Genomic DNA, 12,257 nt, shown 5'->3' on the forward strand with positions numbered 1-12,257 from the left:
CGGCCTCCGGTAACGAACAAGAGCTTGTAAGCGGGCCGGCAAAAGGGGGAGCACGGTGTACAGAATTCGTCTGTTTGCTATTCGCCATTCGCGCAGCTTTGAGTGGATCTACAAGCGCGTGGAAAAGGTTATGATCGCTCTGGATCCGCTGCTCGCGACAATCGGATACAACCGGGTCGAGCGCCCCATCGCCTTTGTGGAGAAATGCGTCAAGACCGTGCTGTTCGATTGCAAGATGTGCGGGCAATGCGTGCTGTCATCGACCGGCATGTCTTGCCCGATGAATTGCCCCAAGCAGCTGCGCAACGGCCCCTGCGGCGGAGTGAGGCCAGGCGGATATTGTGAAGTCAAGCCAGAGATGAAATGCGTGTGGGTGCTGGCCTGGGACGGCGCGTCGCGGATGAAGGGCGGGGCGCAGATTGCGGCGGTGCTGCCACCGGTCGAACGCAACCTCGAAGGGTCTTCGTCATGGCTGCGCGTGAGCAGGGAGAAAGCCGCTCATCTGCGTGAAGCCCGGGAGAAACGCCGCACGGCTATTGCGAGTGCCTTTCCCGATGCCCGGGAAAATGAACCTTCCGCGGCGCCGCTGGCGGAGGAACCGGAACAGGCTCAGCAGGGGAAGAAATGATGGATCACGCCTTGCCTCAGCCTTACTCTGCACCGCCCGAAGGCCATGTGTCACACAGCCGGCTGGAACGGGTGTTGCGCTCCGGCCGGTTTGCGATCACGGCGGAACTGAACCCGCCGGACAGCGCGGACCCGGCGGATGTGTATGAAGCCGCGCGCCCGCTTGGGGAGGTTGCTGACGCCATCAATGCCACCGATGCCTCGGGTGCGAATTGCCATATGTCCTCGATCGGGATCAGCGCGCTGCTGACCCGTGCGGGCTATTCCCCTGTTTATCAGATCTCCTGCCGGGACCGGAACCGCATCGCCATTCAGGGCGATGTGCTGGGGGCGGCGGCCATGGGTGTCAGCAATGTTTTGTGCCTGACGGGGGATGGTGTCGGAGTGGGGGACCAGCCGGGGGCAAAGCCGGTATTCGACTTCGATTCCCTGTCGCTGCTGCGCACCATCAGAACAATGCGGGATGAGCGCAAGTTCCTGTCCGGACGTACCATCAAAAAACCGCCGCTGCTGTTTCTGGGGGCGGCTGAGAACCCCTGCATTCCGCCTTATGACTGGCGCCCGGAACGGCTGGCCAAGAAAGTGGAGGCAGGGGCGGAATACATCCAGACCAATTACATCTACGACGTTCCCCTGTTCGAAAAATTCATGGCGCGAGTACGGGACATGGGGCTGGACAAGAAAGTTTACATCCTGGCCGGTGTCGGCCCGCTGGCCTCGGCGCGGGCGGCGAAGTGGATGCGTTCGAATGTGCCCGGGATCCATATACCCGACGCGGTCATCGACCGAATGGAGAAAGCGGACAAACCCGGGCAGGAAGGCAAGAAAATCTGTGTGGAGCTGATCCAGCAGATGCGGGGAATTGCTGGCGTTTCCGGGGTTCATGTGATGGCCTACCGCAAGGAGCATGAAGTCTCTGAGATTATAAGGGAGTCCGGGGTTCTGGCGGCCCGCAAGAGGTAGAAAAGGCGGCGCTGGACTGCCAGCCGGGTAGGGCGCTGTTTTACACCGCCTGCTGAGCGCGACGAAGGCCGGTAGGCGGCACTGCTTTTTTGTGCTGGGTGCCGTCCATGTCAGAGCCAGTGTCAGAGGTAATCAGGGATTCAGCCTCAGCCGGTCTGCCCGCTGAGCAACGCCGCCGAGTTTGCAACATGTTCCAGCGTCAGCGGCTTGCAGAGGAAACTTCGTACCAGCGGGAACCTTGCTGCGCGTTCCAGGTCGGCTGGATTGACCGTGGTGCTGACGATCACCACCGCAGGCACCGGCTCCAGTTCCTGGATCCTGCTGCCGTACATCTCGAGGAATTCGAACCCGGTGATCGGCGGCATGTTGATGTCGAGAAAGATCAGGTCCGGCCGCGCACCACCGCCCTGGATGTGCGACAGCGCGGCTTCGGGGCCTTCGAACAGCTCCACCCCGCCGAACAGCTGCGACTTGTCGATGATGCGCTTGGCATACTTCCGGTCCATCCGTTCGTCATCAATGACGTAGACGGTCTTCATGGGCGGCATATTAGGTCTCCTGCTCTTCAAGATCGACGCTGAACACCGATCCCGTGCCGGGCGCGGACGCAAGGATGATCGCGGCACCGTGGTTTTCCGCCACCCGCTTGCACAGCGCCAGCCCGATGCCGGAGCCCGGGTATTCATCATGGCGGTGCAGGCGTTTGAACAGTTCGAAGACTTTCGTTTGCATTGCCTCAGATATGCCGGGCCCGTTGTCGGTCACCGAAACGCGCACCTTACCTGGCTGGGCGGCGGGGCCGCAGGAGACACGCACTTGCGCAGGCTTGCCTTCGGAGGTGTATTTCACTGCATTGGACAGCAGGTTTGTCAGCAGCACCCGCATCTGGAACGGGCTGCCCCGGATGACAGGCAGAGGGTCCGCGGTGATCTTGGCACCGCTGCTGGTGGCGAGCGGCCCCATATCCTTAAGGATCCGGTGGACCATGTCGTTCAGATCGACCGGTTCCGGGGTGAAATGGTGCCTGACCAGTTTGGAATAGTCCACGACATCGTCGACAAGCTGGCGCATCCGCCCGGCGGTGCCGATCAGATCGCTGATCAGCTCCCGGGCCTCCGGTTGCAGACAGGTTCCGTGATCTTCCAGCAAGACCCCCAGAAAACAGTGAATGGTGTTTATGGGTGTCTTCAGGTCATGGGACAGCGCGTAGCTAAAGTCAGACTGCTCCTGGTTGGTCTGTGTCAGCTGGCGGTTCTTGAGTTCCAGTTCTTCGGCGCGGGTGCGGATCTCAGCGGTGCGGTTCTTCACCTGCTGGTCCAGCTCATCACGCTGGCGCGCCAGCTCAAAGGTGATGTCGCGCAGCTCTTGTTCAACCCGGCGGCGTTCGGTGATTTCCTTGGTCAGATTACTCATGCTGCTGACATAGCCGCGCAGCGCCATGTCATAGACGGCCATGCCTTGCAGGAAGAAATCCTCAACCCTGTCCAGGCTGACGGCGTCCGCGCCATCCGCTTTCAGGCAGTCGCGCAGCACGGCAAAATGAAACAGCCCGAAATCCGCCAGCGGCACTCTGGCTTGCAGGGCCTGGCGCGCAACTTCGTAACCCTCGCTCAGATGAGCCGCGCTGCCGCTGGTGACATAGGCTGCCAGCGCAGCCTGCAGACGGGTCACATCATAGGCCTCGCTGTCCTGGCCGGTATCGCCGCTGTTTATGTAGGTCAGCAGTGCCTGCTGGTACCGCTGTGCCGCCTGCACCATTTCGTCTCTCAGGGTAATGCGGGCCATGCCGGTCACTGGTTCCTCCGCCGGTGTGCGACAGCCAGCAACGTGCGGTCGTCATGGGACTTGCCGTAGCTCTCCATACAGGCGCAAAGATAATCCTGCAGCGGTATCTGCGCGGGGACCGGCATCTCCCGGAACCGGCGTGAGACACCATCGGATGCCAGCACCATCAGGTGGCCGGGTGGAAATGCCTGCCGCTGCGTATAAATGCGTGGCGCCTTCGTTCCGAGCATGCCGCCGGTTTGCAAAATGCCGGTGCTTTGACCGTGATACGGCGGCAGCGAGCTGATTACGCCGTCGACATCACCAAGCGCAGCCCAGTCTGCTGTGCCTTGGCGCGGATCGATGAGCGCCAGCGCCAGAGCGGCGCCGCGGGTGCCGCGCAGGCGTTCGCCCGCGGCCGCGAAAAGTTCTGCAAGGGTAACAGCGCGCGCCACCGACAGCGTGTGCAGGCAGGCGTTTGCGGTTTCATGCGCTTCCGCCCCGCTGCCGGTGCCGTCTGCCAGCGCCACCAGCAGCTTGCCCTCAATAGTCCGAAGCAGATAACCGTCGCCGCATTTGGCGCCGGCCGTCTTGGCGGCCTGCGCGGCGCTCCAATCCAGCCAGGCCCCGTCCGTGCCAAGTGATATGCTGCCGCAGTCTGTTTTCAACGCCATTTCGTCACCGTCACAGTCAGACCCTTGCCAGGGACTGAGCTGATATCAAAATCATCCACAATCCGCCGTGTGCCCGGCAGCCCCAGACCGAGGCTGCTGCCGGTGGAGTACCCGTCCTGCATCGCCAGATCGATGTCCTCCAGGCCGGGCCCCTGATCGCGCGCGGTGACCCTGATCCCGACCCGTGTTCCGGCAGTCACTGCGCAGATCTCGACGTCCCCGTCCTGTGCGTATTTGACGATGTTGCGGGCCAGTTCGGAGACCGCCGTTGCCACCAGCGCCTGATCCGGCCTGGAAAATTCCAGCTCGACAGCCAGTTGGCGGGCCATCTGGCGTGCTGCGACAACGTCGCTGTCCAGCTTCACGCGATGGAGCAGAGCGGCGGGGTGGGCACCCAGATGATTCATGCGCCTTCCCGCAGCAGGGCGATGCCATGGTCGAGGTTCTGGGCGGTGGGGATGTTGTCCAGCGTCAATCCAAGAAGCACCATGGCCATGGCAATTTCGGGCTGAATGCCGACAATCGCCATCCTGGCGCCGCGCAGGGACACAGATTCTGCGATATCGCAGAGCATCCGGGTGCCGAAACTGTCAATAACGTCAAGCAGGCTGACATCCAGGATGACCCTTGTAGCTGACAGCCGGGACACTTCATCCAGGATGCGGGTCTGCATGTCCAGAATGTCGCTGTCCGACAGCTCCTCCTGCACAGATGCAATCAGCAGATCGCCCTGGCTGACGATGGGCACACGGCGGCCCACCTCAGGAGTCCAGCAACTTGCGCGCGGTGGCGACACCGCGTTCCAGATCGCCCGCCGGGTTCAGCGTCTCACCGGTGACGCCGATTTTGACCAGGGCCTGGGCCACTTCGGAACTGATGCCGGTCAGCACCGGATAGGCCCCCATCAGCCGGGTTGCGGTCATCGTCTGGATCAGGTGGTTCGCCACCATGCTGTCCACCGCAGCAACGCCGGTGATATCAAGCACAACAGCCCGTGCACTCTGATCCCGGATGGCATCGAGGATCTGAATGGTCAGAAGCCGGGAGCGGTGGCTGTCGAGAGTGCCGACAACAGGCACCAGCAGCAAGCCCTCCTCCAGGCGCAGCACGGGGGTCGGCAGTTCGCTCAGCTGCCGCTCGCGCTGCTCGATAGCTTCGGTGCGGGCGGAGGAGAACGCCTCAAGCGTCAGGGCTTGATGGCAGGCCGCCGCCTTGCGAAGCGACCGTTGCACCGTCTGTGCCTCTGCTGTGTCCTGGACCAGTCCGCAGACCCGGTTTATGGCATAGGTATAAAAGCCCAGATAGAAGCTTGGCGAGACCCCATAGCTCTCGTTGAAGATGCCTGCTGCCTCGCGGCTTTCAAAGTACTTTTGATCAAGGCCGGCATCGAACAGCTCCAGGAGGTGGCGCCGCTGTTGTGCGCGAACCTCCTGGGTGCTGCCCAAGGATTGTTCGTTGCTGGGTTGATCGTAGCCGCCGTCGCGGTTGTAAAAGTCCTGCAGAATGCCATCGATGTTCTGCTCAACCAGCGCGGAAAGGTCAGACACTCGCGCCCGGTCATCCTGGCTGACGTCAAACCAGCCCCAGACCTCACGCAAACCCTCGCCTGGCGACTGGATCGTCGAAGAAATGACCTCGTTCATGCTGCCCTCTTGCCTGGAGAATAATGCAAAAAGTGTCTGCCGGGGCGCTTAATGAACTATTAAGTGTTCCGTACAGGTTCAATAAACCGCCGTAAAATCGGGAATTTAATTGGAGGCTGTGCCAAAGCGGCCGGGCCGTCCGCGCTACCCGGTCTGAAGCGTCCGGGGCTCCTGCTGCCGGGCCAGCGCCCAAGCCGTAAACGCCTGCTGATCCATCGGGTAGCCAAAGGCGTATCCTTGCATGAAATCAGCACCGAGCTCCGCCAGCACCTCTGCCTCGGCAGCGGTTTCCACGCCTTCCACAACCGACTTGGCGCCCGCGCTCGCCGCCATGTCGATGAGTCCGCGCATAAGATCCCGGCGGGCCGGCTTCTGATCGATTTTCGATGTGAACATGCGGTCGATCTTCAACCGGTCGGGTTTCAGGGCAAGAACACCGGCAATGCTGGCATGGCCGGTGCCGAAGTCATCAATTTCAATACTGATCCCCAGTTCCTTGAGCGCCTGGATCTGCCTGCCGTAATCCTCGCTCACATGGTCCAGAAACACCGTTTCCAAAAGCTCGAAAGCCAGGCCCTTGGGCGGGATGTCCCGGCGCCGTTTCAGCTCCTTGATCAGGCTGGGGTGGGACAGCCGCGCCGCCGATACATTGACCGAGATGCTGGGCAGGTCGATTCCGTTGCGGGCAAACTCCCAAAAAGCCGCCAGCGCCAGGTCCAGCACTCTCCGGTCGAGATCTGCCAGCAGATTCACTTCGATTGCGATCGGCAGAAACAGTTCCGGGCTGAGAATGCCGCGGTCTGGATGGTTCCATCGGGCCAGCGCCTCGCAGCCTGCCAGCGCGCCTGTCCGGCCGTCGATCTGCGGCTGGAACAGAACTTCGATCTGATCGTTCTTGATGGCAGATTTGAAGTCGCGGATCAGGTCCATTTTTTCGTCATGCGCAGATCCGATCGAGGGAGAATAGGCGCTGACACAGGAACGCCCGTCGGCCTTGGACGCGTAAAGCGCCAAGTCAGCCCGGCGCAGAGTGGCGGCGAGCGGTTCATCCTCTTCAGCAAGGGCAAAGCCGATGGAAGCGCCGACCTGCAATTCGGCATTCTTGTAGCTGACCGGCTGAAGCAGGTGGAACAGCAGATCTGAGCAGTATTCCTGCGCTGCGCCTTCATTTTCCAGGAACTCCAGCAGGACAATGAACTCATCGCCGCCAATCCGGAACGCAAAGTCCCGTCCCGCACGGATCCTTTCCTCCAGGCGCTGTGCGGTTGCGACCAGTATGAGGTCCCCGGCCTCGTGGCCATAGGTATCGTTGACGTCTTTAAACCGGTCCAGGTCCAGCGCGATCACCAGCGTGCAGGGCCGCATTCCTTCCACTGGGGCAGCGGCGATTTCCTCCAGATACTTCCGGTTGCCAATGCCGGTGAGCTTATCGTGCCGGGCTGACCAGGCGCTTTCGGCCTGCGCCTCGCGCATGGCGTCAATGGCCTCTTCCGCCAGTTCTCGGCTCATGCGCTCCTTGCGGATTGCGTCCATGCGCAGAGCAATTTCATCCTCCACCCGGTCGAGAACGCGGTTGTAGCGAAAGGCAAGGGCGCCCAGGTCAGATGACCGTTCCACACGCACCCGGTTGCTGAACAGGCCTGACTTCTGATGCCGTTTCATTTCCTCAAGCAACTCCAGGAGCGCGTTGCGCTGATTGTTTTCCGCGAGGTTCAGCCCTCGCACCTCATCCCGGGGGCGTGCGCGCAGCAGCCCGAGGGCTTTGAGGATGAAGGCCAGGGGCACAGTACAGGCGATCACCCAGCCCCCGACCGCGGCTGCGCCAAGCGCCTGAATACCCAGCTGCGCTAGGCGGCCTCCGGCAGGCAGCGCTTCAAACGGCACGCTGAAGGCCACGGCGAGCGTGCCAAACAGGCCAGCCGCCAGATGGACAGGAATAGCCCCGACAACATCGTCGATCTTCAGCGCATCCAGGATATCGCGCGAGATTATGACGATGAGCGAGCCGGCAACGCCGATCAGAAATGCAGCCGGACCGGTCACCAGGTGGATCCCGGCCGTTCCGGCGACCAGCCCGCCCAGGAAGCCGTTGATCAGAATCTCCGCCCGGACGTGGCCGAACACCAGCAGGCCAATGGAAATGCTGGTGATCCCGGCACCGGCTGCCGACAGCATGGTGCGGGCAATGATCGGGCCGGCCTCCGCATTGAAGGCAAGCGCCGAGCCGCCGTTGAAGGCACCCCAGCCGACCCACAGCAACAAGCCGCCAAGTGCCGACAGAGAGATGGAGTTTTCTTCGAAGAACCGTTTTTTAGGCCCGTAGCGGCCAAGCCGGGGACCGAGAAACAGAACCGCCACAAGCGCGGTCCAGCCACCGACGCTGTGCACCACGGTTGCGCCGGCAAAGTCGATAAAGCCCAGCTGCCGCAGCCATCCGGCATCGTTCCAGATCCAGTGGCCGGCAACCGGGTAAATGAATGCGCCGAGCATGACAGACATGGCCATATAACCCAGAAATCTCTCCCGCTCCGCAACGGCGCCGGAGACGATGGTTGCCGCGGTGGAGGCGAAGGCCATTTGAAACAGGAAAATGGCCGCCGAGTGGCCCGCGGAATTGCCAAGCTGAGGAAAGAAGCCGGCTGAGCCGAACAGCCCGCCCGTGCTTGGCCCGAACATCAGGCCGAAACCGGTCAGCCAGAAGGCGGTGCTGACGACGCAGACATCAGACAGGTTTTTCAGTGCGACATTCGCTGCGTTCTTGGCGCGCACCGTGCCGGATTCCAGGCAGAGAAAACCGGACTGAAGCACAAGGACCAGAAGCGCGGATAGGAGCACCCAGGCAGCATCTATCTGAGACATATCTTTCACTCATAAATTGCAACAATGCATGTTCAGGTGGTATGTTTGGGGGCAAACGTCAAAATTCCGTTTCTACCGGTCCTTGGCGCACGTTAAAAAGACTGTGACAGGCAGAAAGCTGGTCTTACGGTCTGTTTGCCGGCTGTCGGCCGCGCATACGAATGCGGCCCTGCGGGGGCCGCGATCTTTTGCCATTGGTGCTGCTGAACGCCCTGACCGCTGCAATAGGGGGCGTGCAACCGGGATTACTCACCCGCCTGCGCGGCCCCCCCGGCGGTGTCTTTTTGCGCCTGAATGTCCTTGGCAAACTCCATGAAGGAACGGATCACCCGGACGTCGCGCCGCTGGGTGAGGTAGATGATGCTCTCGCTCATCGTCAGGCTGGCATCGCGCAAGCTGTATTTGACCAGCCGGTCGTCGTGACCGAACTCAGCCTGCGACACAAAGCCGATACCCGCGCCTGAGGCGACAAGTTCGCGCACCGCTTCCCGGCCTTCCGCGACAATCGCGGGCTTCAGCCGAACGCCCTGTGCGCGGGCGGCTGTCTCCACCTTTTCGCGGGTCTTGGAGCCTTCCTCGCGAAACACCAGAGGAAGCTGCGCCAGTTCCTGGAAAGAGAGGTTTTTCTGAGAGGCCATCAGCAGGCCGCGGGCCGCAAAGGCGACGATTCCGGTGGCGCCCAGATTCAGAACGCTCATGTCCTTGCCCGGGGACAGGCTGCCCGCCACGCCGATTTCGGCATTGTAGGCGCGCAGCTCATCAATAATTTCGCCGGTGTTCCCGGCACGCAGTGAAATGACGACATTCGGGTAGCGTTTCTGGAACGGCCCCAGGAAGCCGGTCATGTGCTGGGCCGAATCCGCGATAATCCGCAATTCGCCTTCGACCGCAGCGCGCGTTGCCGACAGATAGTCCTCGATCTGCAACTCCACCTCGAAATACTGCTTGGTGAAATGCAGCAGATCCTCGCCCGCTTTGGTCAGGAAAACCCGTTTCTTTTCGCGCCGGAACAGCAGCACGTCGTGGTCCTGTTCCAGCTTGCGCACCTGTTCCGAAATTGCGGGCTGGGTCAGATGCAGCGCTTCGGCTGCGCGGGAAAAGCCGCCCAGAAGGGCCACATGGTGAAAGGCCTTGAGCTGTGAATGGCGCATGTCAGGTCCCTGCAATATTATATAGGCGCGGCCTATTATTGAATTGTTTTTTGCAATTTTACATATGAACCGGGCTGGCGCAATCATGCTCTCGAACCATGCATTGGAGACAGGCAATGACCGCTTCCGCGCCGCAGATCGACCCGCCCTTTCTGGGTGAACCATATCTTCTGACCCCGGGGCCGCTGACCACCTCATATGAGGTGAAGCAGGCGATGCTGCGGGACTGGGGCAGCTGGGACGACGACTTTCGCGCCATGACCCGCGACATGCGCAGCCGCTTGCTGGCGCTCTTAGGCGAGGGCGCCGGGGATTTTGATTGCGTGCCGATACAGGGGTCTGGCAGCTTTGCGGTCGAGGCGATGCTGGCGTCCTTCGTACCGCGCGAGGGCAAGGCGCTGGTGCTGGCTAATGGCGCCTACGGGCTGCGCTCTGCGCAGACGCTGCAGTACCTGGGTCGCGCATACCAGCTGCTGGACAAGGGCGATTATCTGCCGCCGCGCGGGGATGAAGTGGCGCAAATTCTGGCGAATGACCCCTCAATCACCCATGTGGTGGCAATCCACTGCGAGACCTCTTCGGGCATCCTGAACCCGGTAGAGGAAATTTCAGAAGCCGTCTATGCCGCGGGCCGCAAACTGCTGATCGACTCTATGTCGGCATTTGGCGCCATCGATCTGCAGCCTTCGCAGATCCGCTACGAGGCGATGGTGTCCTCGGCTAACAAATGCATTGAGGGCGTGCCAGGCTTCGGCTTTGTCATCGCCCGCAAGGAAGAGCTGGAGGCCGCCAAGGGCAACAGCCATTCACTGTCCCTGGATGTGCATGCGCAATGGGCGCATATGGAAAAGACCGGCCAGTGGCGGTTCACCCCGCCAACCCATGTGGTGGCGGCGTTCCTTGAGGCGCTGAAGGCGCATGAAGCCGAAGGCGGCGTCGCAGGGCGCGGCGGCCGGTACACACGCAACCGCGACGTGATGGTTGCAGGCATGCGCGATCTGGGGTTCGAGACGCTGCTGCAGAACCGCTGGCTGTCACCCATCATCGTCACATTCTTTTGCCCTGCAGATGCGAATTTCGTCTTTGATCGCTTCTACGACCTGATGAAGGAAAAGGGCTTTATCATCTACCCGGGCAAGCTGACGGTTGTGGACAGTTTCCGCGTCGGCTGCATTGGGCAGATGGATGAACATGTGATGCGGCAGGTTGTTGATGCCGCCAAGGAAACACTCGCTGAAATGGGCGTCGCCAATGCCGCGCCGCCCGCCGCGGCGCTGGAAGAACGCGCCAAACTGGCTGCTTGAGACACAAAGGACTTCGAAACATGACCATTCAATCCCCCGTGGTGGCAAACGGCCGCGCCTATGATGTGCCCAAGACCTGCGCGATTGCCATTTGCCTGGACGGCTGCGAGCCGGAGTATCTGGACAAGGCGATTGCCGACGGGCTGATGCCGACGCTCAAGCGGATGCGCGCAGAAGGCACCGACCGGCTGGCGCATTCGGTGGTGCCGTCTTTCACCAACCCCAACAACCTGTCGATCGCGACGGGCCGCCCGCCGGTGGTGCACGGGATCTGCGGCAACTACCTGATTGACCCGGACACCGGTGAAGAAGTGATGATGAACGACGTGCGTTTTTTGCGGGCGCCCACGGTGTTCAAAGCGTTCTATGATGCGGGCGCGCGGGTGGCTGTGGTTACCGCCAAGGACAAGCTGCGCGCACTGCTGGGGGCGGGGCTGGAGTTCGGCGGCGACCGCGCCAAGTGCTTCTCGGCGGAGAAATCAGACACCTCGACCGCCGCGGAGCATGGCCAGGAGAAGGCCAGCGAATGGCTGGGCATGCCGCAACCGGAGGTCTATTCGGCAGAGCTGAGCGAATTTGTCTTTGCCGCCGGTGTGAAGCTGCTGAAGGAATGGGCGCCGGACGTGATGTATCTGACCACCACCGACTATGTTCAGCACAAGTACAGCCCGGACCAGGCCGAGGCCAAGGCCTTCTACGAGATGTTCGACAAGTACCTGACGGAGCTGGACGCGCTGGGCGCCGCCATCGTGGTTACTGCCGACCACGGCATGAAGCCCAAGCACCACGCCGACGGCTCCCCCAGCGTGATCTATGTGCAGGATCTGATGGACGACTGGCTGGGCGAGGGCCAGGCGCGGGTGATCCTGCCGATCACTGATCCCTATGTGGTGCACCACGGCGCGCTCGGCTCCTTTGCCACCTGCTATTTGCCGGAGGGTGCGGACCGGGCAGAGATCATGGAGCGGCTCGCGGGCTATGACGCGATCACCGACGTGCTGACCCGCGAGGAGGCGGTGGCGCGGTTCGAACTGCCTGCCGATCGGATCGGCGACATTATCCTGGTGTCCGGCGAAAACATCTGCATCGGCACCTCGGAGCACCGCCACGACCTGGCGGCGCTGAACGAGCCGCTGCGCAGCCATGGCGGGCTGACCGAACAGGAGGTACCGTTCATCTGCAACCGCGTCCTGCCGCTGCCGGAACGTCCGGTGCTGCGCAACTTTGATGCGTTTTTCTATGCCGCGCAGGCGGCGGCGCTGTAACCATGAA

At 61.6% G+C, this 12,257-nt stretch carries 12 protein-coding genes; 4 read left to right on the top strand and 8 right to left on the bottom strand.

Annotated elements, in window-relative coordinates; all coding sequences use genetic code 11:
* Positions 1–55 precede the first annotated feature (55 nt).
* Together AC5STB_RS09740 and AC5STB_RS09745 are read left to right on the top strand one after the other, a co-directional pair.
* Positions 56–628: a methylenetetrahydrofolate reductase C-terminal domain-containing protein gene (locus AC5STB_RS09740; protein WP_495442708.1), complete on the top strand. Its 573-nt coding sequence runs from the start codon at positions 56–58 to the stop codon at positions 626–628.
* The gene (locus AC5STB_RS09745; RefSeq protein ID WP_495442709.1) at positions 628–1,590 is read left to right on the top strand and encodes a methylenetetrahydrofolate reductase; all 963 of its coding nucleotides are present in this window, start codon (positions 628–630) and stop codon (positions 1,588–1,590) included. The genes AC5STB_RS09740 and AC5STB_RS09745 overlap by 1 nt, the downstream gene beginning before the upstream one ends.
* 146 nt (positions 1,591–1,736) lie before the next feature.
* Here AC5STB_RS09745 and AC5STB_RS09750 read toward each other — a convergent pair whose 3' ends face one another.
* From AC5STB_RS09750 to AC5STB_RS09785, 8 genes are all read right to left on the bottom strand, one after another.
* Positions 1,737–2,138: a response regulator transcription factor gene (locus AC5STB_RS09750; RefSeq protein ID WP_495442710.1), complete on the bottom strand. Its 402-nt coding sequence runs from the start codon at positions 2,136–2,138 to the stop codon at positions 1,737–1,739.
* A 1-nt stretch (position 2,139) separates the two neighbouring features.
* Positions 2,140–3,375 (bottom strand): sensor histidine kinase, encoded by a 1,236-nt coding sequence (locus AC5STB_RS09755; RefSeq protein WP_495442711.1) that lies wholly within the window; start codon positions 3,373–3,375, stop codon positions 2,140–2,142.
* Positions 3,376–3,380: 5 nt separating this feature from the next.
* A complete protein-coding gene (locus AC5STB_RS09760) occupies positions 3,381–4,028 on the bottom strand; it encodes a SpoIIE family protein phosphatase (RefSeq protein ID WP_495442712.1) in 648 nt (215 codons plus the stop codon).
* Entirely contained in the window at positions 4,019–4,435 is a 417-nt protein-coding gene (locus AC5STB_RS09765; RefSeq protein WP_495442713.1) for an anti-sigma regulatory factor, read from the bottom strand. The genes AC5STB_RS09760 and AC5STB_RS09765 overlap by 10 nt, the downstream gene beginning before the upstream one ends.
* Positions 4,432–4,788: an STAS domain-containing protein gene (locus AC5STB_RS09770; protein ID WP_495442714.1), complete on the bottom strand. Its 357-nt coding sequence runs from the start codon at positions 4,786–4,788 to the stop codon at positions 4,432–4,434. The genes AC5STB_RS09765 and AC5STB_RS09770 overlap by 4 nt, the downstream gene beginning before the upstream one ends.
* 1 nt (position 4,789) lies before the next feature.
* Entirely contained in the window at positions 4,790–5,671 is an 882-nt protein-coding gene (locus tag AC5STB_RS09775) for a protoglobin domain-containing protein (RefSeq protein ID WP_495442715.1), read from the bottom strand.
* Positions 5,672–5,815: 144 nt separating this feature from the next.
* Complete coding sequence (locus tag AC5STB_RS09780; RefSeq protein WP_495442716.1) at positions 5,816–8,530, bottom strand: EAL domain-containing protein; 2,715 nt, start codon at positions 8,528–8,530, stop codon at positions 5,816–5,818.
* A 245-nt stretch (positions 8,531–8,775) separates the two neighbouring features.
* Positions 8,776–9,681, bottom strand: a complete 906-nt coding sequence (locus tag AC5STB_RS09785) for a LysR substrate-binding domain-containing protein (protein ID WP_495442717.1) — start codon at positions 9,679–9,681, stop codon at positions 8,776–8,778.
* Between the two features lie 116 nt (positions 9,682–9,797).
* Between AC5STB_RS09785 and AC5STB_RS09790 the strand changes: the two genes are divergently transcribed.
* Together AC5STB_RS09790 and phnA are read left to right on the top strand one after the other, a co-directional pair.
* Positions 9,798–10,985: a 2-aminoethylphosphonate--pyruvate transaminase gene (locus tag AC5STB_RS09790; RefSeq protein WP_495442718.1), complete on the top strand. Its 1,188-nt coding sequence runs from the start codon at positions 9,798–9,800 to the stop codon at positions 10,983–10,985.
* 20 nt (positions 10,986–11,005) lie between these two features.
* Positions 11,006–12,250, top strand: a complete 1,245-nt coding sequence (gene phnA / locus AC5STB_RS09795; RefSeq protein ID WP_495442719.1) for a phosphonoacetate hydrolase — start codon at positions 11,006–11,008, stop codon at positions 12,248–12,250.
* The last annotated feature ends 7 nt before the right edge of the window (positions 12,251–12,257 follow it).

It is taken from the genome of Leisingera sp. CC-HEC093 (assembly GCF_059429195.1).